The sequence below is a fragment of the Bacillus sp. TCT6 genome, assembly GCF_056033845.1.
In genome coordinates this window covers 1,328,530-1,343,729 of the sequence record NZ_JBVYHX010000001.1, presented here as the reverse complement: position 1 = coordinate 1,343,729, position 15,200 = coordinate 1,328,530, and the positions used below count along the sequence as shown (strand labels likewise).

The following is a 15,200-nucleotide window of genomic DNA, read 5'->3' as shown; positions in this document are numbered from 1 at the left end:
AATGATATAAACTCTCATTTGATTTTAGCAAACTTATTATATAAAACGTTAATATGTATTTATTGCCATTATTAGAGTAGTAACGATTAGTCAAAAAGCTCCCCAATTGTATACAAGTGGGGAGCTTTCCTTCATTCCTATTATAAACCTTCTGGGTTTAAAATGAGGACCACTCGTCCATCACCGAGAATCGTCGCACCAGAGAAATAATTAGAACTCTCTGCAAAGAAGTCACCTAATGACTTTAAGACTATTTCTCTTTGACCGATAATTGTGTTTACAATAAGTCCATAGCTGCGATGTGTATTACGAACAATTAACACAGGAACCATTTGACCATCATATGACGCAAACGCCTCATCTACTGTTTTTTCACCAAATACAGTACTTAAATGTTTCACTTCAATAATTTGATTACGATAATTTAACACATCTTTTCCTTGTAAGGATTGGATGTCTTCTTTCTTAATTCGAATTGCTTCAACGATATTTCCAAGAGGTAAAGCATAACGCTTATCATTCGTTTGAATAAGCATAGATTGAATAATAGACAACGTTAACGGAAGTTCAATTCTAAATGTACTTCCCTTTCCTTCCTCAGAATCAATAATTAAATGTCCACCTAAACTATGAATCGTATGTTTTACAACATCTAATCCGACACCGCGTCCAGAAAGATCTGATACAACTTCAGCTGTACTAAATCCTGGTTGGAAAATAAGATCAAACACTTCACGATCTGTTAATCTATTCGCATCTGCTTCAGTTACAACGCCATTTTTAATCGCTTTTTCTAATACTTTCCCTTTATTAATACCGTTTCCATCATCCGTAATTTGAATAACGACATGATTTCCACTATGAAAAGCTTCTAATTTAATAGTACCTGTCTCATTTTTACCTGCATCACGTCGTTTTTCAACAGTTTCAACACCGTGATCGATTGCATTTCGAATTAAATGAACGAGCGGATCACCGATTTCATCAATAACAATTTTATCTACTTCAGTATCTTCACCTGTAATTTGTAAATCGATTTTTTTCCCTAAATCTTTCGCTAACATACGTACCATACGCGGGAAACGATTGAACACAGTTTCAATTGGCACCATACGCATATTTAATAGTACATTTTGAATATCTTTTGAAATATCGCCTAATCGATTTAAATGTTCAATTAGTTCCTTGTTTTGAATCGTTTGAGCCAATTCATCAATGCGCCCACGTTCAATTACACTTTCTTCAAACATATTCATTAATCTTTCAATTTTCTCTAATTGAACACGAATTGAACGATTCTCCACTTTAGCATTTTTCGTTTTTGTAGTACTTTTAGCTGGCTGATTCGTTGCCACTATCGGTGATTCTACCTGCGTAGCCACAGCTGGTTGTAGCGTTTCTTCTACTTGCACAACTTCTTGTGTAACGACTTTTTTAGAAGCTACTTCCCTCGATATAGGTTCTCCTTGCTTTACTTCCACTTTCTCAATTTCAGAAACATGAAGTACTACTTGTTTCAATTCTTCTATACTACAATCCGTATCCATAAATACTGTAAATTCAAATCCGAAAGCATCTGCTTCAATTTCTTCAATACTCGGAGCTGTTTTTTGTATATTCCCCACATTTTGTAATGCTTCAATACACATAATGGCACGTACTGCTTTTAAAATTGCTTGCTGTTCAACTGTTATATGCACTGCATGCGAAACTGCATCATCGTTGTCTATATGATTTTGCTCTATATGTTCCGTAGTAGTTTCTACATTACCGTTCAATAATGCTTCTAATTTCTGTTTAGTTGAGACTACATCAATATTGCCCATTCCACCTTGTTGCACATCTGCAACCATCTTCTCCAAATTATCAATGCACTCAAAAATCACATCAATAATATCCGCATTTACAACTATATTCCCATGACGAATTTCATCTAACACATTTTCCATCTTATGTGTTAAATCAGCCATCTCCGTAAATTCCATACTCGCAGACATACCTTTGAATGTATGAGCGGAGCGGAATATTTCTCCTACAACATCCATATCAGCAGGATTTTGCTCTAACACTAGCACATTTTCATTTAGCGACTGTAAATGTTCTTCTGACTCTTCAAAAAATATATTTAATAGATCTGTTTGCATTTTTATCCCCTACCTGTCTAACAAACATTTCATTTATGTATAACAATTTAGTGTTTTATAATGAGAAAAAAGGGGGCCACACGTCGATCCGCTATCACTGTTTTGATTCCTTGTGGCACCCCTTCTATATTAACTATTTGCTACTTTTGTTAAAGCTTCAATTACACGATCCGCTTGGAATGGCTTTACAATAAAGTCTTTTGCCCCGCCCTTAATTGCATCTAATACCATACCTTGTTGTCCCATTGCAGAACAAATAACAACCTTTGCACTTGAATCAATTTTAATAATTTCTTTTAATGCTTCAAGCCCATCCATTTCTGGCATAGTAATATCTAATGTTACAATATCAGGTTGAAGTTCTTTATACTTTTGAATTGCTTCTACCCCATTCTCTGCTTCGCCAATAACTTCAAATTCAGCATTACTTTTTAATAAGTTTTTAATCATCGTTCGCATAAACATCGCATCGTCTACTACTAAAATTTTATGTGCCATTCTTTTTAATTCTCTCCTTCTATGTATAAATATATCTTAATATTTCACCTTATCATTCTCACTCATTATACAAAATAAAATGATAAAATTTAATATTTTTTTAAAAGAATTTTCGTATTTTTATTATTTTATTATTAAAATAATAATATACTACTCTTTTATATAAATAACAACGCGACGGTTTTTTTCCCAGTTTTGCGGTGAATCATTTGGTACAATTGGCTTTGTGTCTGCATATCCTACCGCAGCTAGCCTTTTATCATCCACATTATACACTTCAATTAAATGGTGAATCATATTTGCCGCTCGTGCTGAAGATAACTCCCAATTTGAAGGGAATTTCTCGTTATGAATAGGTCTACTATCTGTATGTCCCTCTACAACAATTGGGTTAGGTACGGATTGAAAAAATCCAACTAATTGACTTATTATCCCTTTCGCTTCGGGCTTAACGTTTGCATCGCCTGTATCAAATATTAAATTATCTACTATAACGACGCTTACCCCTGTATCCTCTCGATATACATTCACTTGACTAATACCGTTATTATCTACATACGCTTTTAACTTCTTATATAATTCATCCATTCTCTTTTTTGAGATCATCTTTTCATCATTTTTTTCATGTGAAATATCCGGTATTGTATTTTCCATTACTTTTGCATCTACTTGCCCCGTATCACTAAACTTTTCAAGCATCTTTGACAATTTTACTGCATCTTGCTTTGATGTAGCAACTAGTAATACAAAGAAAGTTAATAATAACATTGTTAAATCTGTAAAAGTCGTCATCCAACGAGGCGATCCCTTTTGCGGTCCTTTACTCATCATACCACTCCTTGAAATATTAGGCTGCTCCTTTTACCTTTTTTACCTTTGTTTCGTATACGTATGTATCCAGTTTCAACTTTAATTTAGAAGGGATTTGTCCACGATACAATTCTGAAATTGCTTCTATTACAAACTTCTTCTCTGTATATAAATCTTCAATACCACGATATACTTTTTCCGCAAGAGGGATTGCAATCATATTCGCAAGTACGGACCCATATAATGTCGTTAACATCGCAACTGCCATCCCTGTACCAATTTGCGATGTATCTTGTAAGTTTTGGAGCATAATGATAAGACCGATTAACGTACCAATCATTCCCCAAGCTGGAGCAAAATCACCAATTTTATCTAATAATGCTGCTCCTTTTCTTAACTCATACACTTCCGTTTCAATATCTTTCAGTAACACTTCTTTTAATTCATCTTCATCGTAACCGCTTAACATTAATCGAATTCCTTTTTGAATAAAAGGATTGTCTACTTGCTCTCCATCAACCTCTAAAGAAAGCAAGCCGTGCTTTTTAGACTTTTTCGAAAAATCGACAAACAAATCCGTTAACTGTTCTAAATCTTCTTCTCTTCTATGTAAAACAGTAAAAATGCTTTTCGTATATTTTTTTATTTCTCCAAATCGATATGCCACAACAATTGTCGCTGTTGTTCCCCCTATGACAATTAAAATAGATGAAACATCTAAAAAGTTTTTAAAAGCTTTTATTCCACCGCCGCCAAGCATAATTGCTGCTATCACTATAATGAAACCTACTATAATGCCCACTGGGCTAGAAATATCAAACTTCCTTTTTCTTCTTTGTGGTCTAGCTAATACTTGATTTTTCTCTCCCATATTTCTGCCCTTTCCTTTCCATTTTTATATAACATTTTTTTATTTTAATAATACGTTTTCACATATAACATGTATTATACGCTTATCATCTATTTATCGCAATATACTCATGAAATTGACACATTTCATTTCTATATTAGAATTATAGTATGGATAAATGAGGAGGATCACGATGGAACACAACATTTTACAAGTCATTGCATTAGCAGAAAAACTAAAATATGAAATGCGACATAGCTGGCTTTCTAACGGACGTCAAGAAAGTGTTGCCGAACATACATGGCGTATGTCTCTAATGGCTATTTTAGTTGAACCTTATTTGGATCAAAAAGTAAATATTGAGAAATTACTTAAGATGGTTATTATTCACGACCTAGTCGAAGCCGAAGCTGGTGATATCCCTGCTTTTGATACAATGAATAGTCACGAATTACAACTACAAAAACAAAAAAATGAACTAGAAGCTATTTTAAATATTAAACAAACATTAACAAGTTCTCTCGGTGAGGAATTATATGACTTATGGATGGAGTTTGAAGCGAAAGAAACGTACGAAGCAAAAGTTGCTAATGCACTCGATAAACTTGAGGTGAAAATCCAACATAACGAAGCTGATATTGATACGTGGTTACCAATTGAACATAAAATGACATTCCAAGTAGCAAAGCATACAAACTTTGATTCTTTCCTATCTAAATTACAAAAAATTATTGAACAAGATGGAGAAAAGAAGTTAATTGCTGCCGGTATTGATGTTGAGGCATGCAAGCAATAATGAAATAAGACACTCAACAAGAGTGTCTTATTTCATTATTGTTGATATAGCCTGCTTATAAATAAGCTGTTGTTTTCCATCCACTAATATTAAAACTGTAAATTTATCTACTCCAACAACTTCTCCTACTATTCTAACGCCACTCTTTAAGAAAATTGTAACTGTACCTTTTTCTTCTTTTATTTGTTTATACAATTCTTCCTGTAAATGTTCCAATTACTGTCCTCTCCTTCTCGTGAAACATCTTAATATAAAAAACTATAAATTTTTTATTTATGCACTTTGTCTTTTCCATTCATAAACTTATTAATTAGTATATCTAAATCTCGGCTAAATAACAAAACTTTATCATGATCCAATCCGTGTCTCGCAACAAGTTGAATTAACTCTTTCTTTTTGTTTTCTATTTTATTTTGTAATTGTCCCATCTCCATCTCTATACTAAAACTCCCTTTTCCCATAATATTACTTGTAAAATTATAGTACATATTCTCTCATAAAAAAATAAAAAAATGGTTTTTTTTACAATTTTTTATTTTTTTATGCCTAAATTACGAATCACGTAAAGGTTCATTTACAAATCACTAACATACAATCCTAATGAATCTACAGGCATTTGTCTAATTATAAATGAGACTGGCTCGTTTTCTATACAAAAAACATACTGTATATAGTAGTCCATGAACCATATAGATTAACTTACTAAAAAGGAGGAAAACATATGAGTTATGGTGGAAGTTGCGCTGGTTTCGGCGGTGGATTTGCTTTGCTTATCGTACTATTCATCCTTCTAATCATCATCGGATGTAGCTGTTGGGGTGGCGGCGGATACGGATATTAATATATCCTATCCTTGACAAATGAACTAAAAACTATAGAAAAACAGCTCATATTTGAGCTGTTTTTTTCATACTTTCGTATGAATTTATATCCCTCTTATTTGCGATTTCAACTAACAAAATATCGTTTAATATGGAATAAGAAACATTTTTCACTGATATAAAAGATCGTTATACATACATATTACAAACAAAAATTATTTTAACATTAATTCTTGTCGGCATTTCATGGGGCATTATTGGAGGCGCTTATCAGCTACTCCTAACGATCTATGCCGAGAGAATTTTCCACACTAACATTGGAATTTTATATACAGTTCAAGGCATTGGGCTTATGATTGGAAGCCTTCTCGTTAATCTTTATATGTCTCATAATAAAGAAAAAATGAAAAAAGTATTCGGTTGAGCCTAATTATTACAAGGAATTTTCTTTCTCGGATTCATTCTATCCGATCAACTTATTATCGGTATCGTTACTTTATTCTGTATGCGCATAGCAGGAGGAATCCTCGTTCCACTTGATACGACATTACTTCAAACTTACACACACGAAAATATGATGGGTAAAGTTTTTTCATTCCATTATTCCGTTTACGGATCTCTTATTCAGTTATCTATGTTTTTTACAGGAGGGCTGTTAGAAATTCTTTCTCCTCAAATAATTGGCAGTTTATTAGCTACATGCTGTATTTTTGTAAATTTTATATGGCTTTTCTTGTTTATCGCGGGGATCTCAGTGAATAATCTAATGATAATCAATAGATTTTAATCCCATTCATTATTTGTTTCCCAATAATAAAATTGCTTAAAAATGTCAGTCTAATTTTTTAGTTAATGATCCTTATATGGCAACACTATTTGAGAAAAAACTAGATATTTATGTTAAAATATAAATAAGTTTGTGAAAGTTTGCACTTAAATAAGAGACTTCAACTAGTTAAACTTGATTAAAGAGGAGGGCTGTTTTGGGTATCACATTCATTTTCATATGTATTATATTAGTGGCTTCTATTCTGCAAGCAAGTACAGGTTTTGGCTTTTCCATAATGGCAACCCCTTTCTTACTTATGTTATTTCTACCACAAGAAGCTATACAAATAAACATTATTTTATCTTTAATTATCTCCATTTCACTCATTTGGAAAATAAGAATGGACGTTGATTTTGTTCTACTGAAAAGGTTTATTTTGGGAAGTATAGTTGGTGTACCTTTTGGTATTTTAATCTTCATTTCCGTTAACATAAACACTTTTAAATTAGCAGTTAGCATCCTACTCTTACTATTAACATTGTTGCTAATATGCAACGTTAAGGTTAGATCAACACAATCTAGAGATTTCATAGTTGGCGGATTATCTGGTCTTTTAACGACAAGTATCGGTATGCCAGGTCCACCCCTGTTACTTTATTTTACAGGAACTAATACTGAAAAAGAGAAGTTAAGAGCAACTACATTAGCTTTTTATCTGTTTATATATTTCATTAGTCTAGTAACTCAAATACTCTTTACTGGCACAAACAAAACCATTTGGGAATCAAGTTTTTATGCCATTCCAATTGTATTTTTAGGTTTGTTTATAGGTCAAATTATGTTCAAATGGCTTAATCAACGGATTTTTAAAATATTTACGTATATCCTTTTAAGCTGTACGGGTATGTATCTTCTTATTGAAAGTTTGCATTTATTATAGAAGTTGCTTTAGGTTATGCATTAAGAATTAGGTTTCGAATGAAATATCATGATATATTTTTAAACGTGATAACGATAAAAAGCGGCTATTATGCCGCTTTTTATCATTATCAAATTGGTCGATATTAAACCAAATGACAGTAAATACATCGTTATAACAATCATCCACATATTATTTTTCAATAGGGGTACTTAATGATTTATGAATAATGTACAAAATTAATTTTCCATATTGATCAATCACTTCTTTCAAAGCATCTTGATCATGTTTTTTCATAGCTATAATTAAATCCTCTTCAGAATTGAAAATCATAAGCATCTTCCTTCCTCAGCTCCCCTTTAGCAGCTGCTTTTACTTACTATTGGCATTTCATTCTCTTTTTCTATCACTTTTGTAAAAAATTATTAATTTTTATTTCTATGTATATGATAACAAACAAAATACCTAAGTTCAGAAAGAATAAAGAACTTAGGTATTTCTCCTTCCAAAAAAGGCAAACCCACATCACAGGTTTGCCTCTTTACTCACTTCTTATTTAATCCTTTTTCACTTAAAAACTCTTTCATATGCATTCTTTTTTCTTTAGACATAAACGAACTCATTGATTCTGTCCATGTTACGTTTTTCTTGTTTGATGGTCTTTCTTTATAATACGCGTTCATCGTTTCATCATATTCGTTTAGTAATTCATCATATTTTTGTTCATCATATCCATTTTCATGAAGAACTGCTGCTACTGGTAAACGTGGTTTAACTCCATGTTCTTCATCTGGTACACCGACTGTCATTCCAAATACAGGATATACTTTATCCGGTAAATGAAGCAATTCGCTCACTTCTCTCGGATTATTACGAATACCACCAATATAACAAATACCGTATCCTAATGATTCTGCTGCTAGTGCTAAGTTTTGCGCAAAAAGGGAAGCATCTACCGTCGCAACGATAAAGTCTTCTACTCCCTCATGCTTTATCTCTGTACTATGTTTTTCACATGCAATTTCAAGTCGTTTTAAATCTGCACAACAAACAAAAAATGCTGCACAGTCCTTCACATGGCGATTTCCGGATAGCTCTGCTAGTTTAGCCTTTAATTCCTGATCTGTTACATATATAACAGAATACGCCTGTACAAAATGTGATGAAGCTGCATGTTGCGCAGCATGCACCATCTTTTCTACTACATCTTTCGGAATTGATTCTTCTTTATATTTACGAACTGAAACATGTTGCTCCATCTTATGTATCATCTCATTCATGAAAGTCACTCCTTTTTTCTCTTCATAATGAAAAATTAACATATCTTTTTCAATTTTCACAACTTATAAGCACAAAAAGAGCAATTCTTTTTGAATTGCTCCTTTATTAAAACGTTTATCAATACGGTAAATGAAATTATACTTATCTTATTACGCCGTTTTCAAAACTTTAATACCTTTTACGATATTCCAAATGAAGTAGTAAATTCCTACAAGAATGAACACTGCATATGTGATAGCCATTCCAATTCCAGCACCGTCAGATTGATTAAAACCTAAACCGTACATGCCTGATACTGCTAGTCCTCCAAATAAGATTGCGTATGGGAAAACATGTGACCAAAATGCTTTTTTCGCGTGATACTTCACTTCATCTTCTGCAATAAAGTACACGATAATTGGTAGTAAAAATGGTGCAAAAAAGATACTAAAGTAACATAACGAAGATAAAATATTATTTCCTTTCATCCGATTCACCTCTAAATAGTTTTTGTTACCTTCATTATGTCAGGAAATCATTCTAGAAACTATCGCTTTACCTTTCACGAACGTGACATATTTGTAAGATTTTCCTCAAACTAAATCCCGCCTGAAGTTTCAGACGGGATCACTTTCACTATATTCGATTCATAAACCAATACTGTGTAATTGCTAAATATTCTCGTACATTCGATGGAATGATGATTGGTTTCGGTGTTTTTGCCGGAAGACCTTCTAATTGTAAACCTTGTTTGGCCGCTATTTTTTTCGCTCTAAACATGTGAAAATCGTTTGTTACGATCATACCTTTTTTCATATCGACTGGAATTAACGGTTTTGAGAATGTAATATTCTCATCTGTACTCGTAGATTTGTCCTCCATTATAATGCGGTCTTCTGCGATATTTTGTTTTATTAGTCCTTGTTTCATTGCTAATGCTTCTGAAATGTCTTCGCCTTTTCCTTGTCCTCCAGATACGATAGCGATTGTTTTCTCATGTGATTTTAAATATTCAGCTGCTTTATCAATACGATATTGCAATGAATAAGATGGTTTCGCCCCATTTACTTTCGATCCTAGTACAATTATGTAATCAGCATCGTATGTTGCATTCATATGCCCATGCTTATAAATGTGATATTGTAAAAACCCCGCATACACGGAGCAAATCATTATAACAACTAAAATGCCCTTCATTATTTTCTTCTTTCTCATATTCATATACTCCTATTTTCTTTTACTTCCTTCATGATAATATCCATTTATTTGTTTGTATACAGACAAATTCCAATAAACCCTAATTTATCCTCTGAAAGGTAATATTTATATTACTTTCGGGAATAGTAAGTACAACTTTACACGAAGGAGTGTCTCTATTGCTTCTCTTTTTATGTAACGTGTCGTTCTTTTTCATCTTATTTTTGCTATCGCTTAAGTTACTCGGTAAATCCGCGTTAGCGCAACTAACTCCTCATGATTTTGGGGCTATAATTTTTTTATCTTATTTAGCTTTCCAGGCCATACCCGTCTCTGGTGCTTTACAAGCATTTCTCGGTATGGTTGTTATCACATGTTTACATTTACTCCTTACAAAATTAAGCCTATTCAACAAACTAAATCGCTTTATTCTCGGACACCCTATCATTTTAATTAAACATGGTGATATTATTTTTGAGAACTTACAAAAAAGTAGATACCCCATTGCAGAACTGCTTTCTAATCTTCGCGTTGCAGGATATCCAAGTGTTCATGAAATTGAATACGCTATTTTAGAAGCGAACGGCGCTATTAGTATTTTACCAAAAAGAGAACTTGTACCATTAACTCCAAAAGATTTAAACATAGATGTTAAGTATGCTGGATTACCAATTGCACTTATCGTCGATTCACAAATTCAATATGATAACTTAAAGTTAATACATAAAGATGAAAAATGGTTATATAAAGAATTAAAAGAAAAAGGAATTACAAATATTAAAAACGTTGCCTTTGCTTCTGTTCAAGAAACGGATGGATCTTTTGCGATTAGTTTAAAGGAATAAAAAAATCCCCTTAATTGCTTAAGGGGATTTCTTCATCATATCGCTTCTTTCTCTCCTGCCATATTTAATGGCACAGGATGCTTCATACGATTCATCGTAAATACGATAACCGCTGTCATTACTTCTGCAACTGGCATAACGAGCCAAATTCCATTTATACCAAATAATTTCGGCATAATCCATAACAATGGAATAATAAATAGTAATCCTCGGCTCATTATAATAAGTACTGATTTCTTCGTTTGTCGCACTGATTGGAAGTACTCTCCATACACAATGTTATAACCTAAAAATACGTATTGGATAAAGAATAAACTAATACCTGTTAAGGTTAACTCCAATAATTCTGGAGATTGAACATCAAATAAACCAATGATATATTTCCCGAAGAATAATCCGACAATTATCGCAACGCCTCCAAGGACAACTGCAATTTTCACAGCAAACTTCAATCCTTCACGCAATCTTTCTGATAAGTTTGCACCATAATGGAAACTAGCAATTGGTTGCAATGCAGCACCTACACCGAAGAATAATAGTAATGTCATTGCATGAATACTATTCACCATCGCATAGGAAGCTACTCCTACTTCTCCTGCATATTGGACGAATGCGATATTAAAACCAATCGTTACGATTGCAACCGTACTTTCTGCTGTAAAACTTGGGAAACCAATCACCATAATTTGTTTGACAGTATCCCATTCAAAATGGAATTTCGTCCACTTTAAGATACTACTTTTTCTAAAGAAATGAGTTAATAATACAAGGAAACCAATCGCTGCCGAAAGAATAGTCGCTGAAGCAGCACCTGTTACGCCCCATCCAAAAATAAAAATAAAGATGTAGTCAAACACGATATTTAATACAGCCGTTACAACAAGACCTGCCATCGCTAAATTAGGATTTCCATCATTTCGAATAAATGTACTTAAAATATTTTCTAAAACGTATATCATTCCAAATGTTAATAATACGTGTAAATAGTCTAACGCATATGGTAGAATCACTTCGTTTGCACCAAATAAGTATGCTAAATCTTCTATTCTCCATAAGCAAATCGCTGCTAAAATCCCTACGATAACAACTGCTACCGTCATTGATTGAGTAAAAATAGACCTTGCTCTTTCTCGTTTATTTTCACCTAATGCAATGGAGTATAACGTTGCCCCGCCCATTCCAATCCATAATGAAATAGAGAAGAAAATCGAAAAGGCTGGAATAGCCACGTTCACTCCTGCTAAACCGTTCGCCCCAACTCCTCTACTAATCATAACCGCGTCAATTACAATATTCACTGACATTAATACCATTCCAAGAACTGCTGGTATTAAATAAGAAATAAATAAACTTTTAATTGGTTTTTCTCTTAATTTTTCTGTTGCTTCCATACTCTAATATGCTCCTTTTTTTCAACTCTCTTTTCTTAGTTTAAACCTTCAAGTAACTTTAAGGTCAATAGAGAATTAAAAAATAGGTAACTGACTTATATGAATGTAAATTTGTAATCAATTCAAAGGTTTTCATCTTATTTTTTTACTACAGGAATTTGAATTTCTGTTACTTGCTCCTCAGGATCTTCTGTTACAGACCAATCAATCAATCCAATCTCAATCGAATCTCCATGTACTTCGTAACCTTCTTTATCAATGTATGTAAGTAACTCCTTGTACGTTGCATCTGTTTCTTCATATGGTCCATGATGATAAGAACAAGCATATAAACCTTCTTTAATTTCATCTGAAGTATGCACTTCATACGGCATATAATCCAAAAGAATAAATACACTGCTATATGCTTGAAACTCATTTTGCATTAAACCTTTTTTCGCAACAGTTACACCAATATCTCCAGAAAATAAACTATCATCCATTTGCCTCATATTTTTTTGAAGCGAATGGATGTAGTACTCAAACATATCATCCGTCGTATTTGGAGCAACCGCAATAGCTGTAATTTTTCGCGGCGGGATCTCTTTTATTACCATTTGTTCAGCTTTTGCTTTTGTTGCTTCCTTAATTAAATGAATTCTATGCTCCATTTTCGCCAAAGCATACTCAATTTCTCTTTGTTTCTTCAGCATCATCTCTTTTTGTTTTTCCAGTAAATTGAGTGCGTATGCTGGATTTCTTTCATCAATATATTTTTTAATTTCCTTTAATGGAATGTTTAATTGGCGTAAAAACTTAATCGTATCTAATAGTGAAAATTGATCGATTGTATAATAACGATAATTCGTTTGAGGATCAACAATGGACGGATGAAAAATTCCTTTTTCATCATAATACCTTAATGTAGATTCTGCGATATTATGCATTTTTGCCATTTCTCCAATTGTAAAACGTTTATTTAATAACATCTTTTATTTCCTTCCATTTCTATTTATTTCATTATATGTTCATTTTGTCTTCAAAACAAAAAAGAATTCCCATACGAGAATTCTTTTTTTACTATTAAACCTCTATTATTATAGGAAGAATCATCGGCTTTCGTTTTGTATTTGTATATATATACTTCCCTAACGCTTCTCTTACCTCCCTTTTCAAAATACCCCAGCTATTCACATTCTCTTTCTTTAAATTATTAATTGTAATAACAGCTAATTTATTTAATTCTCTTAAAAATTCTTCTGAATCACGAACATAGACAAATCCACGAGAAATAATATCAGGACCTGAAATTATTTCTCCATCCACTTTATTAAAAGTAATAACTATAACGAGCATTCCATCTTCTGAAAGTTGTTTACGATCACGTAATAATGCATTTCCAACATCTCCAATTCCTAATCCATCTACATATATATTTCCTGCCTGTATTCTTCTAGATTGAATTGCCACTTCATTACTTATATCTACAACATCTCCATTACGTACGATAAAGATATTTTCCTTTTCAATACCAATTGATTCTGCTAACAAACTATGGTGATGTAGCATTCTAAACTCTCCATGAATTGGAATAAAATATTTTGGCTTCATTAATGTAAGCATTAACTTCAACTCTTCTTGATATGCATGACCGGATACATGCACTCCAGTAGAACTACCTGATCCGTAAATCACCTTTGCTCCTAATGCAAATAAATTATCGATAATTCGAGAAACGTTACGTTCATTTCCTGGGATAGGGGTCGCGGCTATAATAACCGTATCTTCTGGTAAAATATCCACTTGTCTATAGTTTCCACTCGCTAAACGCGCTAAAGCTGCCATCGGTTCTCCTTGACTTCCTGTACAAAGTATCGCTACCTGCTTTGGATCTAAACGATTTACCTCACTCGCTTCAATTAACATGCCGTCTGGAATATGTAAATATCCTTTCTCTAGAGCAACTTCTACTACATTTACCATACTTCTCCCGAGCAAAGCCAATTTTCGATTTGTTTTTATACATGCTTCAACTATTTGCTGAACACGATTCACATTAGAAGCAAACGTAGAAATAATTACTTTTCTATTTGCTTTCATAAATATTTCCTCTATCCGTTCTCCTACTGACCTTTCTGATGGAGTAAAACCTGGGCGTTCTGCATTTGTGCTTTCAGATAATAAAGCTAGTACACCTTCACTTCCTATTTTAGCCATTTTATGAATATCAGGATGTTGATTATTTACTGGTGTTAAATCAAATTTAAAATCACCTGTATGTACTACAGTACCTTCTGGTGTATGAAAAACAATACCGAGACAATCCGGAATACTGTGGTTCGTTTTAAAAAAGGTTGCCTTAATAGAACCACAATCAATTTCTGATTCTGAATGAATAACGATTAATTCCGTATCATTTTGAAGATTGTGTTCCTTTAATTTAATTTCAATTAAACCTAACGTTAACTTTGTTGCATAGATTGGTACATTTAGTTGTTTTAAAAAATATGGTATTCCGCCAATATGGTCCTCATGCCCGTGCGTTACTACTAAACCGCGAATTTTTTCTTTATTTTCTTGCAAATATGTGACGTCTGGAATTATTAAATCAATCCCTAATAAACTTTCATCTGGAAATTTAGACCCACAATCAATGACGACAATATCATTTTCATATTGAATAGCATACATATTTTTTCCTATTTCATTTACTCCACCTAAAGCAACAATAGACAAGTTATTTTTTAATGAATTCAAATGATAAAACCTCCCTTTCACAGTTATAGTTTGTGAAATAGTATGTAGAATTTATTATTTGTAATGGAAAAGGACTTCATACTATTTTATACATATAAAATTCACACACTACTCTTACACCTATATCCCAATAAGACAGCTTCTTCCTCAAAAAGCTCCCATTT

General features: G+C 32.9%; 16 protein-coding genes and 2 pseudogenes. 5 read left to right on the top strand and 13 right to left on the bottom strand.

All coding sequences use genetic code 11. The features are described from left to right. Positions 1–140 precede the first annotated feature (140 nt). The 4 genes from AC0ONG_RS06855 to AC0ONG_RS06840 all read right to left on the bottom strand — a co-directional run bounded on the left by AC0ONG_RS06855 (position 141) and on the right by AC0ONG_RS06840 (position 4,323). Positions 141–2,144 (bottom strand): chemotaxis protein CheA, encoded by a 2,004-nt coding sequence (locus tag AC0ONG_RS06855; protein ID WP_001192626.1) that lies wholly within the window; start codon positions 2,142–2,144, stop codon positions 141–143. Between the two features lie 129 nt (positions 2,145–2,273). After that, positions 2,274–2,642, bottom strand: coding sequence for a response regulator (locus AC0ONG_RS06850; protein ID WP_000940568.1), 369 nt, complete (start codon positions 2,640–2,642; stop codon positions 2,274–2,276). Between the two features lie 150 nt (positions 2,643–2,792). Continuing rightward, entirely contained in the window at positions 2,793–3,470 is a 678-nt protein-coding gene (locus AC0ONG_RS06845) for an OmpA family protein (RefSeq protein WP_000033627.1), read from the bottom strand. A 19-nt stretch (positions 3,471–3,489) separates the two neighbouring features. Beyond that, entirely contained in the window at positions 3,490–4,323 is an 834-nt protein-coding gene (locus AC0ONG_RS06840; protein WP_000504191.1) for a flagellar motor protein MotP, read from the bottom strand. Positions 4,324–4,495: 172 nt separating this feature from the next. Here AC0ONG_RS06840 and AC0ONG_RS06835 point away from each other — a divergent pair, with 172 nt between their 5' ends. Continuing rightward, positions 4,496–5,098 (top strand): HD domain-containing protein, encoded by a 603-nt coding sequence (locus AC0ONG_RS06835; protein ID WP_000400770.1) that lies wholly within the window; start codon positions 4,496–4,498, stop codon positions 5,096–5,098. Between the two features lie 27 nt (positions 5,099–5,125). Here the strand turns inward: AC0ONG_RS06835 and hfq are convergent, their stop codons facing one another. Both hfq and AC0ONG_RS06825 read right to left on the bottom strand, forming a co-directional pair. Continuing rightward, positions 5,126–5,314, bottom strand: a complete 189-nt coding sequence (hfq, locus tag AC0ONG_RS06830) for an RNA chaperone Hfq (protein ID WP_000400665.1) — start codon at positions 5,312–5,314, stop codon at positions 5,126–5,128. Between the two features lie 53 nt (positions 5,315–5,367). After that, positions 5,368–5,586 carry an aspartyl-phosphate phosphatase Spo0E family protein gene (locus AC0ONG_RS06825; RefSeq protein WP_000291690.1) on the bottom strand — a complete coding sequence of 73 codons (219 nt, stop codon included), beginning with the start codon at positions 5,584–5,586 and terminating at the stop codon, positions 5,368–5,370. 233 nt (positions 5,587–5,819) lie between these two features. On the opposite strand from AC0ONG_RS06825, the gene AC0ONG_RS06820 reads away from it, so the two are divergent. The 3 genes and pseudogenes from AC0ONG_RS06820 to AC0ONG_RS06810 all read left to right on the top strand — a co-directional run bounded on the left by AC0ONG_RS06820 (position 5,820) and on the right by AC0ONG_RS06810 (position 7,628). Next, positions 5,820–5,939 (top strand): YjcZ family sporulation protein, encoded by a 120-nt coding sequence (locus AC0ONG_RS06820; RefSeq protein WP_000120179.1) that lies wholly within the window; start codon positions 5,820–5,822, stop codon positions 5,937–5,939. A 140-nt stretch (positions 5,940–6,079) separates the two neighbouring features. Beyond that, positions 6,080–6,706, top strand: a pseudogene (locus tag AC0ONG_RS06815) (MFS transporter); the annotation flags it as partial. A gap of 196 nt (positions 6,707–6,902) precedes the next feature. Beyond that, positions 6,903–7,628: a sulfite exporter TauE/SafE family protein gene (locus tag AC0ONG_RS06810; RefSeq protein WP_016077919.1), complete on the top strand. Its 726-nt coding sequence runs from the start codon at positions 6,903–6,905 to the stop codon at positions 7,626–7,628. 57 nt (positions 7,629–7,685) lie between these two features. Here AC0ONG_RS06810 and AC0ONG_RS06805 read toward each other — a convergent pair. The 4 genes and pseudogenes from AC0ONG_RS06805 to AC0ONG_RS06790 all read right to left on the bottom strand — a co-directional run. Further along, positions 7,686–7,946 (bottom strand): annotated as a pseudogene (locus tag AC0ONG_RS06805) (RNA polymerase); the annotation flags it as partial. Positions 7,947–8,152: 206 nt separating this feature from the next. Beyond that, positions 8,153–8,887: an oxygen-insensitive NADPH nitroreductase gene (gene nfsA, locus AC0ONG_RS06800; protein WP_001004530.1), complete on the bottom strand. Its 735-nt coding sequence runs from the start codon at positions 8,885–8,887 to the stop codon at positions 8,153–8,155. Between the two features lie 150 nt (positions 8,888–9,037). Next, positions 9,038–9,355, bottom strand: coding sequence for a magnetosome magnetite crystal formation protein family (locus AC0ONG_RS06795; protein ID WP_000678034.1), 318 nt, complete (start codon positions 9,353–9,355; stop codon positions 9,038–9,040). Positions 9,356–9,503: 148 nt separating this feature from the next. Further along, positions 9,504–10,082: a YdcF family protein gene (locus AC0ONG_RS06790; RefSeq protein ID WP_127725726.1), complete on the bottom strand. Its 579-nt coding sequence runs from the start codon at positions 10,080–10,082 to the stop codon at positions 9,504–9,506. A gap of 161 nt (positions 10,083–10,243) precedes the next feature. Here AC0ONG_RS06790 and AC0ONG_RS06785 point away from each other — a divergent pair, with 161 nt between their 5' ends. Then, a complete protein-coding gene (locus AC0ONG_RS06785) occupies positions 10,244–10,909 on the top strand; it encodes a DUF421 domain-containing protein (RefSeq protein ID WP_000923922.1) in 666 nt (221 codons plus the stop codon). Positions 10,910–10,944: 35 nt separating this feature from the next. Here the strand turns inward: AC0ONG_RS06785 and AC0ONG_RS06780 are convergent, their stop codons facing one another. The 3 genes from AC0ONG_RS06780 to AC0ONG_RS06770 form a co-directional block, all read right to left on the bottom strand. Then, positions 10,945–12,300 carry an MATE family efflux transporter gene (locus AC0ONG_RS06780; RefSeq protein WP_000388391.1) on the bottom strand — a complete coding sequence of 452 codons (1,356 nt, stop codon included), beginning with the start codon at positions 12,298–12,300 and terminating at the stop codon, positions 10,945–10,947. A 137-nt stretch (positions 12,301–12,437) separates the two neighbouring features. Further along, entirely contained in the window at positions 12,438–13,268 is an 831-nt protein-coding gene (locus tag AC0ONG_RS06775) for a MerR family transcriptional regulator (RefSeq protein WP_000925909.1), read from the bottom strand. A 94-nt stretch (positions 13,269–13,362) separates the two neighbouring features. Beyond that, on the bottom strand, positions 13,363–15,036 hold the full coding sequence (locus AC0ONG_RS06770; protein ID WP_001086700.1) for a ribonuclease J: 1,674 nt from the start codon (positions 15,034–15,036) through the stop codon (positions 13,363–13,365). Between the last annotated feature and the right edge of the window lie 164 nt (positions 15,037–15,200).

What these genes read in the sequence shown, in the direction of transcription:
- AC0ONG_RS06855 (WP_001192626.1), bottom strand. Translation starts at nt 2,144, where the DNA reads ATGCAAACAGATCTATTAAATATATTTTTTGAAGAGTCAGAAGAACAT.
- AC0ONG_RS06850 (WP_000940568.1), bottom strand. Translation starts at nt 2,642, where the DNA reads ATGGCACATAAAATTTTAGTAGTAGACGATGCGATGTTTATGCGAACG.
- AC0ONG_RS06845 (WP_000033627.1), bottom strand. Translation starts at nt 3,470, where the DNA reads ATGAGTAAAGGACCGCAAAAGGGATCGCCTCGTTGGATGACGACTTTT.
- AC0ONG_RS06840 (WP_000504191.1), bottom strand. Translation starts at nt 4,323, where the DNA reads ATGGGAGAGAAAAATCAAGTATTAGCTAGACCACAAAGAAGAAAAAGG.
- AC0ONG_RS06835 (WP_000400770.1), top strand. Translation starts at nt 4,496, where the DNA reads ATGGAACACAACATTTTACAAGTCATTGCATTAGCAGAAAAACTAAAA.
- AC0ONG_RS06825 (WP_000291690.1), bottom strand. Translation starts at nt 5,586, where the DNA reads ATGTACTATAATTTTACAAGTAATATTATGGGAAAAGGGAGTTTTAGT.
- AC0ONG_RS06820 (WP_000120179.1), top strand. Translation starts at nt 5,820, where the DNA reads ATGAGTTATGGTGGAAGTTGCGCTGGTTTCGGCGGTGGATTTGCTTTG.
- nfsA (WP_001004530.1), bottom strand. Translation starts at nt 8,887, where the DNA reads ATGAATGAGATGATACATAAGATGGAGCAACATGTTTCAGTTCGTAAA.
- AC0ONG_RS06795 (WP_000678034.1), bottom strand. Translation starts at nt 9,355, where the DNA reads ATGAAAGGAAATAATATTTTATCTTCGTTATGTTACTTTAGTATCTTT.
- AC0ONG_RS06790 (WP_127725726.1), bottom strand. Translation starts at nt 10,082, where the DNA reads ATGAGAAAGAAGAAAATAATGAAGGGCATTTTAGTTGTTATAATGATT.
- AC0ONG_RS06780 (WP_000388391.1), bottom strand. Translation starts at nt 12,300, where the DNA reads ATGGAAGCAACAGAAAAATTAAGAGAAAAACCAATTAAAAGTTTATTT.
- AC0ONG_RS06775 (WP_000925909.1), bottom strand. Translation starts at nt 13,268, where the DNA reads ATGTTATTAAATAAACGTTTTACAATTGGAGAAATGGCAAAAATGCAT.